The sequence below is a fragment of the Rhodomicrobium udaipurense JA643 genome (assembly GCF_000636015.1).
Taxonomy (GTDB): Bacteria; Pseudomonadota; Alphaproteobacteria; order Rhizobiales; family Rhodomicrobiaceae; genus Rhodomicrobium; species Rhodomicrobium udaipurense.
On sequence record NZ_JFZJ01000023.1, the window covers coordinates 19843 to 34469 of the forward strand.

The 14627-nt window shown below is 64.4% G+C and carries 12 protein-coding genes; all 12 read left to right on the forward strand.

All coding sequences use genetic code 11. The annotated features are described in order from the left end of the window. Positions 1 to 157 precede the first annotated feature (157 nt). On the forward strand, positions 158 to 367 hold the full coding sequence (locus T281_RS05640) for a DUF2293 domain-containing protein (protein ID WP_338053296.1): 210 nt from the start codon (positions 158 to 160) through the stop codon (positions 365 to 367). A gap of 583 nt (positions 368 to 950) precedes the next feature. Further along, on the forward strand, positions 951 to 2204 hold the full coding sequence (locus T281_RS05645; protein ID WP_037235515.1) for a Coenzyme F420 hydrogenase/dehydrogenase, beta subunit C-terminal domain: 1254 nt from the start codon (positions 951 to 953) through the stop codon (positions 2202 to 2204). Between the two features lie 250 nt (positions 2205 to 2454). Then, on the forward strand, positions 2455 to 3210 hold the full coding sequence (locus T281_RS05650; protein ID WP_052037101.1) for a cobalamin B12-binding domain-containing protein: 756 nt from the start codon (positions 2455 to 2457) through the stop codon (positions 3208 to 3210). Between the two features lie 125 nt (positions 3211 to 3335). Then, positions 3336 to 3719 carry a cell division protein FtsL gene (ftsL, locus tag T281_RS05655; protein WP_155955115.1) on the forward strand — a complete coding sequence of 128 codons (384 nt, stop codon included), beginning with the start codon at positions 3336 to 3338 and terminating at the stop codon, positions 3717 to 3719. 4 nt (positions 3720 to 3723) lie between these two features. After that, entirely contained in the window at positions 3724 to 5607 is a 1884-nt protein-coding gene (locus T281_RS05660; RefSeq protein ID WP_052037103.1) for a peptidoglycan D,D-transpeptidase FtsI family protein, read from the forward strand. Next, positions 5534 to 6994 carry a UDP-N-acetylmuramoyl-L-alanyl-D-glutamate--2,6-diaminopimelate ligase gene (locus T281_RS05665; protein WP_037235521.1) on the forward strand — a complete coding sequence of 487 codons (1461 nt, stop codon included), beginning with the start codon at positions 5534 to 5536 and terminating at the stop codon, positions 6992 to 6994. Before T281_RS05660 ends, T281_RS05665 begins: the two co-directional genes overlap by 74 nt. Continuing rightward, positions 6987 to 8420, forward strand: coding sequence for a UDP-N-acetylmuramoylalanyl-D-glutamyl-2,6-diaminopimelate--D-alanyl-D-alanine ligase (locus tag T281_RS05670; protein WP_037235556.1), 1434 nt, complete (start codon positions 6987 to 6989; stop codon positions 8418 to 8420). The genes T281_RS05665 and T281_RS05670 overlap by 8 nt, the downstream gene beginning before the upstream one ends. 199 nt (positions 8421 to 8619) lie before the next feature. After that, positions 8620 to 9705, forward strand: a complete 1086-nt coding sequence (gene mraY, locus T281_RS05675; RefSeq protein ID WP_037235524.1) for a phospho-N-acetylmuramoyl-pentapeptide-transferase — start codon at positions 8620 to 8622, stop codon at positions 9703 to 9705. Between the two features lie 5 nt (positions 9706 to 9710). Next, complete coding sequence (gene murD, locus T281_RS05680; protein WP_037235527.1) at positions 9711 to 11123, forward strand: UDP-N-acetylmuramoyl-L-alanine--D-glutamate ligase; 1413 nt, start codon at positions 9711 to 9713, stop codon at positions 11121 to 11123. After that, positions 11120 to 12289, forward strand: a complete 1170-nt coding sequence (locus T281_RS05685; RefSeq protein ID WP_037235530.1) for an FtsW/RodA/SpoVE family cell cycle protein — start codon at positions 11120 to 11122, stop codon at positions 12287 to 12289. Before murD ends, T281_RS05685 begins: the two co-directional genes overlap by 4 nt. After that, on the forward strand, positions 12286 to 13416 hold the full coding sequence (gene murG, locus T281_RS05690; protein ID WP_037235533.1) for an undecaprenyldiphospho-muramoylpentapeptide beta-N-acetylglucosaminyltransferase: 1131 nt from the start codon (positions 12286 to 12288) through the stop codon (positions 13414 to 13416). The genes T281_RS05685 and murG overlap by 4 nt, the downstream gene beginning before the upstream one ends. Before the next feature lie 161 nt (positions 13417 to 13577). Beyond that, positions 13578 to 14627, forward strand: a 1050-nt coding sequence (gene murC, locus T281_RS05695; RefSeq protein ID WP_037235536.1) for a UDP-N-acetylmuramate--L-alanine ligase, incomplete at its 3' end; no start/stop codon positions are given.

The following is a 14627-nucleotide window of genomic DNA, read 5'->3' on the forward strand; positions in this document are numbered from 1 at the left end:
ACGATTGCCGTTAAGTCGGGGGCCACGCTCGCACGACGTCGCTCAATACACTTACGCGGATACTACATGCGCGTGTCAATTCTGTGAAGGGTGCACGTGCACTTTCGGGCGTTTCATGCGAAAAGGGCCGAAACGTTCGCCACCGGACGAGGCTCGCATGCCGTCGCGAAGAGAGACCGAAGACGCGCTGAGGCGGCTCGCTCCAAAAATTTCTTCCTTTGAATTCAACACAATAATCGATCATGCGATGGACAGCACGGGGCTTTCCAAGGCGTCGCCGGAAACGGCCGCCTGGCTGTCGATGGTCGCTTTCGTGCGCCATAATCTCACGGATTATGATGCGCTGCTGCATGATGGGTATGACTAGGCGGCAGCTAGGCATTTTGTCGCAGTCGAGATTGAAGACGTGCTTGCGGGTTGGGGCGTGCGGCGAAAACTGTCGGCGGGCGAGTGACTGGCCAGGCTCGGCGCGTTGGCGCGCGCCTACCGAAAGTTGGGTCGCGGACTCTCACCATCCGGTTCGTCAGGACGGGATCTGCGCTTGCAAACTCGGGTACGAAGACAATGGTGCCGATGGCGCGGTTGTTGGTGGTTCCGGCATTCAAGAACGGCTTACTCGACGCTCCCGTTAAATGAGGATGCCGGCATGTCCTCTCGTTCGGATCGTAGGCCGCCACGGCGCGGTGAATGCTATTGTGGCTGAGACAAGTTGGTGCCGCTGGAAGATAAGGAGTCTGACTGATCGCGGCGCTCACTTGAATGTCTGTATTCCGGATGTTCAAGATGACCGGATACATGCTCTGTGCCCGCTGACTCAGCCGAACCGGTATCAAACATTTTAATGAATTGAGAAGGGAGCGCGGCGTTAAGCCATGCGGCGCAATTTCCCTCGACATCTCAAGGTAGGGCGACTATTCGTGACGCCCTCACAGCATAAGCAGGCTTGATCGATGATAGAGGCCGAAACGCCAACCGTCTGGTCGCCCCAAGTGGCCGAAGCGTTGCCGCGCGATCTCTGCACCGATTGCGGCGTTTCGCGCGCATCCGATCCGCGTCGCTGCGGGCGCGCCTGCCAATTCATCAAGCCGGATTATCCGAAAATGGAAGCGCGCGTGCATGGCCGCACCCGCGATCCGCAGCGCGAAGACGAGCGATTTTTCGGCCCGTATAAGCGCATGGTCCGCGCGGCGATGAAGCGCCCGCGCGAAGGTGCGCAGTGGACCGGCATCACCACGCGCATCGGCGAGCGCCTGCTCGAAACCGGCGCGGTCGACGCGGTGCTGACCATGGTCGCGGATGACGTCGACCGCTGGCGGCCGAAGCCCGCGCTCATCACCCGCGCCGCAGACATGGCCAAGGCGCGCGGCATGCGCATGGGATACGCGCCGCTGCTTGCGCTGCTCGAACCGGCGCGCGAGGCGGGCCACAAACGCATCGCCGTCATCGGCGTGCCATGCCAGATCTTTGCGCTGCGGGGGATCGAACAGGAACTCGGCTTCGAGCGCGTCTATGCCATCGGCACGCCCTGCTCGGACAACACGACGACCGAGAACTTTCACACATTCCTGAATCTGCTGTCGGACAAACCGGAAACAATTACCTATCTGGAATTCCGCGCGGATTATCATGTCGAACTGCGCTTTGAAAACGGCAAGGTGAAGGAAATTCCGTTCCTCTTGCTGCCCATCTCGAAGCTGCCCGCCGATTTCTTTCCGCTGACCTGCCGCACTTGCGTCGATTACACAAATTCGCTTTCCGACATCACGGTCGGATACATGGCCGGGCAAGGCCAGCAATGGCTGATCGTGCGCAACGAGACGGGCGAGGAATTGCTGCGGCTTCTCGGCGACGAGGTTTCGCTCTCCGAGCCGGGCACGGCCGGGAAGCGTGACGGCCCAGTGAAGGGCTTTCTCAAGAATACCGAACTTGCGGCGGGCGGGCTGCCGATGCGCAGCATGCCGAACTGGGCGCGCCCGATTGCCGGATGGCTCATGCCCAAGGTTGGGCCGCGCGGACTCGAATTCGCCCGCGCGCGTGTCGAGATGAAAGCGGTCGAAACCGTGCTTCATCTTCGCGCGAAACTGCCGAAACGCATTCACAACATGGTACCGGAGCATGTCTGGGCGCTCGTCGAGCGTTACGGGCTTGTTCCAAGCTTAAGCGAGAGAGTCTCGTCGAAGCGGCATTTGTCTGGCGACCTTTAATTTGATGGCTAGACTTATTGTCGCAAATGACGTTTCTTGCTCGAAAAGCTTTTACGGTCGTGTAATCACTAAAAAGTGATTTCACCGTCACCAAAAACTGGCAGGTGGAGGGGAACGGGTTATGAGGAACGTAGAGCGATTTTCAAGTTCTGCTTTTTTTCCGTCTGGTCATCCCTCAGGTGCCGCCCTCTCCACAAAATCTACAGCCCCCATTTCCGATGCGCAGGAACGCCAGAAACGTCTGGCATCCGTGATCGCCCAGGAAATCATTCCCCGGCTGTTTCAGATCCACCACGACGTGCTGAAGCCCTGCGCCTGTGAGCCGTTTGTGCCCACGCGGGCCGAAATCGAGGAGCTTGCGCTTCTCGTGCTCGGGCCGGACATGCAGGCCGCACACAGCTATATCCAGCGCGTGAAGCGGCGTGGCCTCTCTCTCCATGTGCTTTTCACGGAGCTTCTCGAACCGGCCGCCCGCCATCTCGGCCGCATGTGGGACGAGGACCGCTGCGACTTCCTCGATGTGACGCTCGGTGTCGCGCGCCTTCAGGAACTGCTCGCGGTGTTCAACGACACGCATAGCGTCCCCGCCATGGGCGACATGCGCCGCATCGTCACGCTGACGGCTCCGGGTGAGCAGCATCGCTTCGGGCTCGCGGTCGTCGAGAAATTCATGCGCGCGGCGGGGTGGCATGTCCGTTCCGAGGCGGGCGCTTCGCCCGAAACCGTGATCAAGGCCGTTCATGCGGAATGGTTCGCCGTCGCGGGCGTTTCGCTCAGTTGCGACTCGCGTCTCGACGTCATCGAAGACACCATCAAGGCGATCCGCCAGCATTCCTGCAATCCTTCGATCACCATCATGGTCGGCGGAGCCGCGTTCAAGGACTGCCCGCAACACGCAAATATCGTGGGTGCGGACGGCGTGGCCGATAGCGCGGCGACGGCCGTGCTGCTCGCGCAAAAGTTGCTGGATCAGTCGTTGATGCGGCGCGCCTGCTCGGCCGCCTGACCTGCGTCGCGTCGGCCACAGGCGGGCCGGCTCTCCTCTGCGGCAGCAGCTTGTTAACCCTCCTTGTACGAAAAATTTACGGCCCCCGTGCAGTATCTAGCGACGCTCGCGCAGGGATCACCGTTATGCGTTCATTTTGCCTTCTCGCCTTCGGCTGCCTCGTAGGATTGTTCGCCTACACATACGACCTGAAGATCAAGACGCGCGCGCTCGAAACCGATGCGCGCGAACTGATTACCGCGCTTCAGGACGAAAGCGACTTCCTCGCCCTCATGCGCGCCGAGGTGAGCTATCTCTCGCGCCCGGAACGGATCGAGGAGATGGCGAAGAAAACGCTTAAGCTCGAACCGATTTCGTCGCAGCAGCTCGTGCCATGGAGCGCGGTCGGCACCGGCGCAAGCGTGCAGCCGTCCTCGTCCTTCGCGACGCCGGTTCGCAGAGACGGTATCGCGGCGCTTATCGAGAAAAGCTCGATTCAGTCGGCGGTGACGGTGACGGGAGAGCGTTAAGCCCATGGTGACGCTGGCCTCGCTGTGCCGCAGGATCGGCGGCGCGCAAAGCGCCGAGCGAGCCGCGAAGAACGCGCGGAGCGCGCAGGCTTTGCTGGCCGCGTGCTTTGCTGCGGGCTTTCTCGCCCTCTCGGTGCAGATCACGCGCTACGGCATCACGTCTGCCGAGATGCCCTCGCTTTCTTCGCAGTCGGCCCCGGTCGCGCTGGCGAAAAGCCGCCCGGACATCGTCGACCGCAATGGCAGGCTCCTCGCAACCGACATCCGCGTTTACTGGCTGGTGGCGAACCCGAGTCAGATCCTGAACCCGGATGAGGCCGCCGAAAAGATTGTCGCCCTTTTCCCCGATCTCGATCAGGGCTCGCTCGCCCGGAAGTTTCGCGACAAGGACAGCCGCTTCGAATACGTCAAGCGCGGGTTGACACCGAAGCAGGCCGAGGCCGCGCACGCGCTCGGCATCCCGGCGCTCTCGCTCATGCCGACCGTGCAGCGCGTCTATCCCGCCGGAAACGTCGCGGCCCACATTCTCGGCATCACGAACGTCGATAATGAGGGGCGAAGCGGCGTCGAGTGGTACATCGACCAGAAGCTCGGCACGCAGCTCACACCCACCTCGCTCGCCGAGCGGCCAATCGTGAAGCTCTCGCTCGATCTCGGCGTGCAGCACGCGCTGACTGATGAACTGTCGAAGGCCATGGAGCGCTACACTGCGCAGGCGGCGATGGGCATCGTGCTCGACGTGAAGAGCGGCGAAGTGGTCGCGTCGGCGTCGCTGCCCGACTTCGACCCGAACCGCCGCGAGCAGGCCGCCGGACAGAACCGGCAGAACCGCGTCGTGACCGACGTCTACGAACTCGGCTCGGTGTTCAAATCGCTCACCATCGCGATGGCGCTCGATCAGGGCATCGCGACCCGCTACGAGATGTTCGACGCGACGCCGTTCAAGCTCGGCCGCTTCACCATGCGCGACCCGCATGCGAGCCGCCGGATGTACTCGGTGGAGGACATTTTCATCCACTCGTCGAACACGGGCTCGGCGCGCATCGCGCTGGCGGCGGGCGGAGAGAAGCAACAGGCGTTTCTGAGATCGCTCGGCCTGTTCGAGAAGCTGGAGACGGAGGCGGGCTCGTCGCCGACGCCGGTTTTCCCGAAAATTTGGCGGCCGGTGAACGTGGCGACGGTGGCGTACGGGCATGGCATCGCGGTGCCGCCGCTGCTGTTCGCGTCGGCGATGGCCTCGCTCGTGAACGGCGGCGAAAGGCTGAAGCCGACATTTCTGATCGCGGAGAAAAGCGCGAGCGACGAGCCGCAGCGCGTGATTTCTCCCGAAACGAGCGCCACGATGCGCGATCTTATGCGCGCGGTCGTGGAACGGGGCACGGGGCGCAAGGCCGCCGTTCAAGGTCTGGGTGTGGGAGGGAAGACGGGAACTGCGCTCAAGGTGAAAGAGGGGCGCTATTCCTCGGACGTCATCAACAGTTTCGTGGCGGCCGTTCCGATCGACGCGCCGCGATACCTTGTCATGGTCACGATTGACGAGCCTCACGCGGAAGCGGGAACCAAGAGCAACGAGGCGTCGCAGAATGCCGCTCCGACAGCCGGAGCCATCATAAAGCGCATCGCTCCCATGCTCGACATTCTGCCCACTCCCCGGTTTGACGAAGCGGCCGCGACCTCCTATGAACAGCCGGCGCCCTTCGACGCGCGCCGCGCGCCATACCGGAAGAATCGTTATGAAACTGGCGGATCTGATCAAGGATATTCCGCTTACTCTCAGCCGCGGCAGCCTCCCGCATACGGATACCGCGACGACCGTGGCGGCTCGCGGTCCGGCGGCGGATACCAGTACAGCGGCGACCCCCGAGATTTCTGGTCTTACCGCCGATAGCAGGCAGGTCAGACCGGGCATGCTGTTCGCTGCGCTTTCGGGCACGAAGGCGGACGGCATGGCTTACGCGAAGGCGGCGGAAGCTGCCGGTGCGGTGGCCGTGCTTGCGGGTGAGGCGGCGAACGCCGAGGGGCTTTCCGTAGCGCTCCTCCGCGCCGCCGAGCCGAGGCGCGCGCTGGCGCTTCTCGCCGCCCGGTTCTATCGCGCGCAGCCCGACACCATCGCCGCCGTCACGGGCACGAACGGCAAGACATCCGTCGCGGCGTTCCTGCGGCAGATATGGGCGACGGCGGGCCACGACGCGGCTAGCCTCGGCACCATCGGCATCATCACCAATGCGGGCGAGCGGCCCCTGTCGCATACGACGCCCGATCCGGTCGTGCTGCACAAGGCGCTGGCGGATCTCGCGAACGAGGGCGTGACGCACCTCGCGCTCGAAGCGTCGAGCCACGGCCTCGACCAGCACCGGCTCGACGGCGTGCGCTTCTCGGCGGGCGCGTTCACCAACATCACGCGCGACCACCTCGATTATCACCCGACCTTCGAAGATTATTTCAACGCGAAGATGCGCCTCTTCCGCGATCTCCTGCCCTCCGGCGCCCCTGCAATCATCGACGCGGATGGCGATCACGCGGACGATGTCGTGGGCACGGCTCGCGCGAAGAAGCTCGACGTAATGACCGTGGGCGAACGCGGCGCCGCGCTTTGCCTGAAGGGCGTCGAGCGCGACGGCTTCCGCCAGCGGCTTTCGATCATCTATCGCGGGCGGCTTTTCACCGTGCTGCTGCCGCTCGCCGGCGCGTTCCAGGTGTCGAACGCGCTGGTGTCGGCGGGGCTCGCGCTCGGGCTCGGCAGTTCGGCGGGAGGCGTCTTCGAGGCGCTGGAAACGCTCCGGGGCGCGAAGGGTCGGCTCGACTATGTCGGCGAGACGAGCGCAGGCGCGCCGATATTCGTGGACTATGCGCACACGCCCGACGCGCTGGTGAAGGCGCTGGAAGCGCTCCGCCCTTACGTGACCGGGCGGCTGCATGTCGTGTTCGGCTGCGGCGGCGACCGCGACAGGGGCAAGCGTCCCGAGATGGGCCGCGCGGCGACCGCCAACGCCGATATGGTCTATGTCACCGACGACAATCCGCGCAGCGAGGAACCCGCCGCAATCCGCGCCGCGATCATGGCGGCGGCACCGGGCGCAACCGAGATCGACGGGCGCGCGGAGGCCATCGCCACCGCCGTCGGCAACCTTGAGCGGGGCGATGTGTTGCTCGTCGCCGGCAAGGGCCACGAAACGGGGCAGATCGTCGGCACCAAAGTCATTCCCTATTCCGATCATGAGGCGGTCGCTGCCGCGCTCGCCGCCATCGGAGAACGGAGAGCAAGCCATGCCTGAGCAAATCGTGGCTAAGCCGCTGTGGACCGGCGCGGAGATCGCGCGCGCTCTCGGCATAGCGCCACCCGCCGCCGATGTCGTCGTTTCGGGCGTGAGCATCGACAGCCGTACGGTGGAGCGCGGCGACCTGTTCGTCGCGATCAAGGGCGAGCGCTCGGACGGGCATCGTTTCATCACCGCCGCCTTTGACAATGGCGCGGCGGGGGCGCTTGTCTCTCGCGACTACGCGCCGCAGGTGCCGTTGGCGGCGGACGAGCCGCTGTTCCGCGTGGACGACCCGTTCGCGGCGCTGGAAGAGCTTGGCCGCGTCGCCCGCGCCCGCACGGATGCGCGCATCGCCGCCGTGACCGGCAGCGTCGGCAAGACGACCACGAAGGAGATGCTGCGCGTGATGCTCGCCGAGAGCGGGCCGACGCATGCCTCGGTGAAATCCTACAACAATTTCATGGGCGTGCCGCTGTCGCTCGCGCGTATGCCCGCCGCCTCGCGCTTCGGCGTGTTCGAGATCGGCATGAACCACGCGGGCGAGATCGTGCCGCTCGCGAAGCTCGTGCGGCCGCATGTTGCGATCGTGACCTGGGTCGCGCCGGTTCATATTGAGTTCTTTGCCTCCGAGGCCGAAATCGCGCGCGCGAAGGCCGAAATCTTCGAAGGTTTGGAGCAAGGCGGGGCGGCTATCCTGCCCGCCGACAATCCGCATTTTGAAAGCTTGGCGGCGTTCGCCCGCGAAAAGAGTGCGCGCGTCGTGCCGTTCGGGATCAGCTCCGAAGCGGAAGCGCGCCTCGTGAGCTTCGAGCGCACAGAGGAAGGGTCCGTGGTCACGGCCGACATTTTCGATCAGCGCGTTACGTTCGCGCTCGCCGCACCTGGGCGGCACCTCGCGCAGAACGCGGTCGCGGCGCTGGCGGGCGTGTCGCTCCTCGGCGGCAATGTCGAGGCCGCAGCAGCAGCCCTGGCGCGCTTTGAGGCACCCGAGGGACGCGGCCGAAGCGCCACCTTCGAAACGCCGCGCGGCCCTGTGCTCGTCATAGACGAAAGCTATAACGCCAATCCGGCTTCGATGCGCGCCGCTCTCGACGTGCTGGGCGCCGTGCCGCCCTCGCGCTACGCGCGACGCATCGCCGTGCTCGGCGATATGTTGGAGCTGGGCCACGACGCGCCACAATTTCACGCCTCTCTTGCGAGCGCCGTTGACTCGCACGCCGTCGATCTCGTTTTCTGCGCCGGTCCTTTGATGGCGAGCCTGCATGAAAGTCTGCCCGCCGAAAAGCGCGGCGGATGGGCCAACGCCTCGGAGGATCTTCGCGGGCCGGTGCTCGATGCCATCCGCGGCGGCGACGCCGTCATGATCAAGGGATCGCTTGGCAGCCGGATGGGACAGATCGCGGAGGCGCTCAAGGCGCGTTTCGCATCCTTGCCCAGCTAGCCGGAGCGGAAGCTCGCAATTTGCTGGCGCCGTCCGATGCGGAGCTGGCGACTGACACGACAATGGGCGCCTGATCGCAGGATCGCGCGGCGCTTTGGATCGGCCCCGCCCCGGATGCGCCGGAGCGGCAGAGCCGAGCGGAAAACAAGAACGGGACGGCTTGCCACACTGGCGGGCACGCTCCGAGGTGGACATTTGCATGCTTTATCTGTTGGCCGAACTGAGCAACCAGGCGCCTGTCTTCAATCTGTTCCGGTACATCACCTTCCGGACGGCTGGGGCGGTCGTTACGGCGATGCTCATCGTGTTTCTGCTCGGGCCGTCGCTTATCAACTCGCTGCGCGTGAGGCAGGGCAAGGGCCAGCCGATCCGCGAGGACGGTCCGAAATCGCACTTCTCGAAGAAGGGCACGCCGACCATGGGCGGGCTGATGATTCTGCTCGGGCTGTGCGTGGCAACGCTCCTTTGGGCGAACCCGTATAATCCTTATGTGTGGATCGTGCTCGCCGTCACGCTGTCCTACGGCCTGATCGGCTTCTATGACGACTATCTGAAGGTCACGAAGCGCAACACGTCGGGGTTTTCCGGGCGCTTTCGCCTGTTGCTCGAACTCTTGATCGCGGGCATCGCCACCTACGCGATCATGGTCGCCACCGCTCCGTCGATCTCGACGAGCCTTACCGTGCCGTTCTTGAAGGACGTGGTGATTACGCTCGGGCCTGTGCTGTTCGTGTGCCTCGGCGTGTTCGTGATCGCGGGCGCGGGCAACGCGGTGAACCTGACGGACGGCCTCGACGGTCTCGCCATCGTGCCGGTGATGATCGCGGCGGCCACCTTTGGGCTGATCGCTTATCTCGTCGGCAACCGCATCTTCTCGGAATATCTGCAAATTCATTTTGTGCCCGGCGCAGGCGAACTTGCCGTCGTCTGCGGCGCGCTGCTCGGCGCGGGGCTCGGCTTCCTGTGGTTCAACGCGCCGCCCGCCATGATCTTCATGGGCGACACCGGGTCGCTGGCGCTCGGCGGCCTGCTCGGCTCTATCGCCGTCGCCGTGAAGCACGAGATCGTGCTCGCCATCGTCGGCGGTCTGTTCGTGCTCGAAACCGTTTCCGTGATCGTGCAGGTGTTGTCCTTCAAGCTGACAGGCAAACGGGTCTTCCGAATGGCGCCGCTGCATCACCATTTCGAGCAGAAGGGCTGGGCCGAACCGACTGTTGTCGTGCGTTTCTGGATCATCGCCGTGATCCTCGCCCTCGTCGGGCTGGCCACGCTGAAGCTGAGGTAACGCACATGATCGAAGCGCACTCGTTCAAGGGCCGGAAGGTCGCCGTCTTCGGCATGGGCATGTCGGGGCTTGCGGCTGCGCGTTCGTTGATCGCGGGCGGCGCGGAGACGATGGTCTGGGACGATGGCGAGAAAGGGTGCGATGCTGCGGTCGCGGCCGGGCTTCCGGTGCGCGACCTTCGCGAGATCGACTGGCGCGCGCTCGACAGCCTCGTGCTCGCGCCGGGCGTGCCGCTCACGCATCCCGAGCCGCATTGGACGGTGAAGCTCGCTGAGGCGAACGGCGTCGAGATCATCGGCGATACGGAGATCTTTTTCCGCGAGCGTCGGCGCGTCGGCGCGCGCTGCCCTGTCATCGCCATCACCGGCACCAACGGCAAGTCGACCACGACGGCGCTGTCGAACCACCTTCTCAACGCGGCGGGCCTAGCTAGCGTTTGCGGCGGTAACATCGGCAAGGCGGTGCTAGACCTGCCGCCGTTTGTCGACGGCCAGCATTACGTGCTTGAGCTTTCGAGCTTCCAGCTCGACCTGACGCCGAGCCTTGACCCGGACGCGGGCATCCTTCTCAACATCACGCCCGACCATATCGACCGCCACGGGAGTCTTGAAGGCTACGCCGCCGTGAAGGAAAAGCTCTTCGCCAACATGACGGGCGGAGAGACGGCGGTCATCGGTGCGGACGACGCGCTGTGCGACGCCATCGCGGCGCGGGCGGAGGCGCGCGGCGTGCGGACGCTACGCATCTCATCAACGAAGCCCGTCGCGACCGGCGTCTACGGCGAAGGCTCCGGCCTGTTCGAGCTTGCGGACGGCGCGCAGCAAAACCGCACCTCGCTATCCGGCATCGGCTCGCTTCGCGGGGCGCACAACGCGCAGAACGCCGCCGCAGCGCTCGCCGCGACGCGGAGCCTCGGCCTTCCGTGGGCCGCACTCGTGGAGGGGCTCAAGAGCTTCCCCGGCCTCGCCCACCGCATGCAGGAAATTCGACGCATCGGCCATGTGCTGTTCGTGAACGACTCGAAAGCCACGAACGCGGACGCCGCCGAGCGCGCGCTTCTCTCCTTCACCAACATTTACTGGATCGCGGGCGGCAAACCGAAGGCGGGCGGCATCGAGCCGCTGGTGCCCTTCTTCCCGCGCCTACGGAAAGCGTATCTTATCGGCGTCGCGACGGAGGAGTTCGCGCAGACCATCGGCGGCCGCGTGCCGGTGTCGATGGCGGGCACGCTCGACCGCGCGGTGGCCGAAGCCGCCGCCGACGCCGCAGCCCAAGGCTCGGGCGAGGACGCGGTGGTGTTGCTCTCGCCCGCCTGCGCTTCCTACGACCAATATCCCAATTTCGAAATTCGCGGCGACGCCTTCCGCGCTGCCGTCGAAGCCCTGTCCGCCCCGCCCGCCAAGGAAAAGGCGGCATGAGCTTCAGCCGCGCTGAGCGCGCCGTCGTCACCGATTGGTGGATCACGGTCGATCGCACGCTCCTTGCGTTGATTCTCGTGCTCGCTGTTGCGGGGCTTGCGGCCTCCTTCGCGGCGAGCCCCTACATCGCGCAAAAGCTCAAGCTCGAACCGTTTTACTTCGTGAAGCGGCATACCATCGGCGTGATTGCGGCGCTCGCGATCATGTTCGTTGTCTCGCTGGCTACTCCGCAGCAGGTCAAGCGGCTGGCGCTTATCATGTTCGGCGTCGGCCTCGCGCTGATGGTGGCGGCGCTCCTGCAAGGCATGGAGCGCAACGGCGCGGTGCGCTGGCTGAACATCGGCGGCGTTCTCCTTCAGCCGTCAGAGTTCGTGAAGCCGGGCTTCGTGGTGCTGTCGGCCTGGCTTTTCTCGGAAAGTATCAAGCGGCAGGACATGCCCGCGCTGGAATTCGCGGGGCTGGCACTCGTGGCCTTCGTCGCGTTGCTCGTGCTTCAGCCCGACATGGGGCAGACGATCATCGTCGCGACGGTATGGTGCGCGCTGTTCTTCCTGTCGGGCTATTCGCTCAGGTTCGCGCCGATCTTTCTCGCCCTCGCGGCCGCTGGCCTCATCGCCGCCTATTTCACGATGCCGCACGTCATGACCCGCATCAATCGCTTCGCGGGCGGCGGCACCGAGTCCATGCAGACCGTGCTCGCGATGAACGCATTTCGCGATGCGGGATGGCTCGGGCATGGGTTGGGCGAAGGCTTCGCGAAGGGCCGGCTACCCGATGCGCACAACGATTTCGTGTTCGCCGCCATCGCCGAGGAGATGGGCATCGCCGCCTGCCTTTTTCTGGTCGCGATTTATGCCTTCATCGTCTGGAAAGCGCTGACAGCAGCGTTTCGCGAACGAGATGCCTTCATTCGGCTTGCAGCGGCCGGTCTCGTGATGCTTTTCGGATTTCAGGCGCTGGTGAACATGGCTGTTAACCTCAACCTGATCCCTGCGAAGGGCGTCACGCTACCTTTTATTTCCTATGGCCGCTCGTCGCTCCTTGCGACGGCCGTCACATTGGGCATGATCGTTGCCCTGACGAGAAGATCGGTGTTCAAATACTCTGCCCAAGTGCTGCCGCCCTTGGGTCTCACGGTGACATCCGGAAGGGAGACGCGTTCATGAGCCGCGGTTCGATCATGTTGGCGGCCGGTGGAACCGGTGGCCACCTCTTTCCTGCGCAGGCGCTCGGCGAGGAACTCGCCCGCCGGGGCTATGAGGTTGACCTCATCACCGATACCCGTGGAACGGTCTTCGGCGCAGAATTTCCTGCGCGCAAGGTTTACAAGGTCGCGGCCGCCACGTTCAAAGGTCATTCGCCGATCGAGGCGACGAAGACGCTCGGCGTGCTCGGGCATGGCTTCCAGGCGTCGTATCGCATCATGGGTGAGGCGCAGCCGCGCGCGATCATCGGCTTCGGCGGCTATCCCACGCTTGCGCCCGTGCTGGCGGCGATGGGCCGGGGAATCCCGTCCGCGATCCACGAGCAGAATTCGGTGATGGGCCAGGCGAACCGCTTCCTCGCGCCGATGGTCAAGGCCATCGCCTGCTCTTTCGAGAACACAAAATATCTCGAAGGCCGCATGCTGCAAAAAGCGCGCGTGACCGGCTCTCCGCTGCGCCAGTCGGTGCTGGCGCTGAAGGCCATCCCCTACCGCCCGCCGTCGAGCCAGGCACAGCTCAATCTTCTGATCGTCGGAGGCAGTCAGGGCGCGCGCTACCTCTCAGACATTTTGCCGCAGGCATTGCAGCTGCTGCCGGATCAAATGCGCGACCGCCTGTTCGTGATGCAGCAATGCCGCGAGGAAGACATCGACCGCGTCTTCGACACCTACGAGGGTTGCGGCATCGCCGCCGAACTTGCGACATTCTTTGAGGATCTTCCTAGCAAGATGTCGAACTCGCATCTCATTGTGGCACGCAGCGGCGCGACCACCGTGGCCGAGCTGTGCGCGCTGGGGCGACCCGCGATCATGGTGCCGCTGCCGCACGCGAAGGATAACGACCAGCTCGAAAACGCCACACGCATGGAAACGGCGGGTGCCGGCTGGTGTTTCCCGCAGGCGACGCTTACGCCCGAAAATCTCGCAGCCACTGTCCGCCGCCTTTTCGAAGATCCGACGGCGCTCGTTCGAGCTGCAACCGGCGCGCATGCGCTGGCGAACTACAGAGCTGTGGAGAATCTCGCGGATCTGCTCGAAGAACTGGCGGAGAAGCACGAATTTGCCGCCGACGCGGCAGCGACCGCTTAATATCCGCACCGTATCATCGTGGGATTGAACATATCGGGGACAGGATCGACTGGCTTTTCGGCGTTTGCACTTGCGGCGGAGCAGTCTCCCAATGAAAACCGGGGTCATCGGATCGTTTTGCGACGCGCCAGACTCCGGCCCGAGGGAAGAAAGGACATAAGATGATCGATCCGCTTTCCGGCGGCCGGATTCACATCATCGGCATCGGCGGCATCGGCATGAGCGCCATCGCCGAGATCATGCAAGAGCGCGGCATCCCGGTTCAGGGAAGCGATCAGAAAGAGGGCGCCAACACGCGACGGATCGCGGCGCAGGGCATCAAGGTGCTCATCGGGCAGGACGCGGCAAACCTCGAAGGCGCGTCCGTCGTCTGCATTTCATCCGCCGTCAAGGAAGGCAACCCCGAGCTTCAGGCCGCGCGCGAGCGAGGGCTTCCCGTGTTCAGCCGCGCCGAGACGCTCGCCGCGCTGATGAAGGGCTATCGCACGATCTGCGTGACCGGCTCGCACGGCAAGACCACGACCACATCCATGATCGGCTGGGTCATGGAGAAGGCCGGGCTCGATCCAACTGTGCTCGTCGGCGGCGTTCTGCGCTCTTGGGGCACGAATGCGCGCATCGGCGCAAGCCGCTGGATGGTGGTCGAGGCGGACGAATCCGACGCCACTTTCATCAAGCTGCCGACCGAAATCGGCGTCGCCACCAACATCGATCCCGAGCACCTCGACTATTACGGCTCCGTCGAAGCGCTGCATGAGGCGTTCCGCACCTTCCTGCGGCAGATTCCGCAAACCGGCGTCGCCGTGGCGGGCATCGATCACCCTGTCGTGCGCGAATTGACGCAGGAACTCGCGGCTTCGGGCGAACTGCCGCCGCTCACCTCCTTCGGCCGAGCGCTCGACGCCCGTGTGAAGATCGACAACGTCGTGAGCCAGGGCGCTTCCGTCATGTTCGACGTTGTCATCGCAGGCAAACCCGGCGAGCCTCCGCTTCGGCATACGGGCGTGAAGCTTCAGGTGCCCGGCGCGCATAACGCGCTGAACGCGGCCGCCGCGATCGCCGCCTGCCTCCATGCTGGCCTTTCCGCCGACCAGATTTTCGATGGCCTCGCGTCCTTCGAGGGCGTGGACCGCCGCTTCTCGCCGCGCGGCGAATGGAACGGCGTCGCGATCTACGACGACTACGCGCACCATCCCGCCGAAATCGCCGCC

Coding starts and splice junctions, on each gene's coding strand:
- T281_RS05640 (WP_338053296.1), top strand. CDS start 158: ATGCCGTCGCGAAGAGAGACCGAAGACGCGCTGAGGCGGCTCGCTCCA.
- T281_RS05645 (WP_037235515.1), top strand. CDS start 951: ATGATAGAGGCCGAAACGCCAACCGTCTGGTCGCCCCAAGTGGCCGAA.
- ftsL (WP_155955115.1), top strand. CDS start 3,336: ATGCGTTCATTTTGCCTTCTCGCCTTCGGCTGCCTCGTAGGATTGTTC.
- T281_RS05660 (WP_052037103.1), top strand. CDS start 3,724: ATGGTGACGCTGGCCTCGCTGTGCCGCAGGATCGGCGGCGCGCAAAGC.
- T281_RS05670 (WP_037235556.1), top strand. CDS start 6,987: ATGCCTGAGCAAATCGTGGCTAAGCCGCTGTGGACCGGCGCGGAGATC.
- mraY (WP_037235524.1), top strand. CDS start 8,620: ATGCTTTATCTGTTGGCCGAACTGAGCAACCAGGCGCCTGTCTTCAAT.
- murD (WP_037235527.1), top strand. CDS start 9,711: ATGATCGAAGCGCACTCGTTCAAGGGCCGGAAGGTCGCCGTCTTCGGC.
- T281_RS05685 (WP_037235530.1), top strand. CDS start 11,120: ATGAGCTTCAGCCGCGCTGAGCGCGCCGTCGTCACCGATTGGTGGATC.
- murG (WP_037235533.1), top strand. CDS start 12,286: ATGAGCCGCGGTTCGATCATGTTGGCGGCCGGTGGAACCGGTGGCCAC.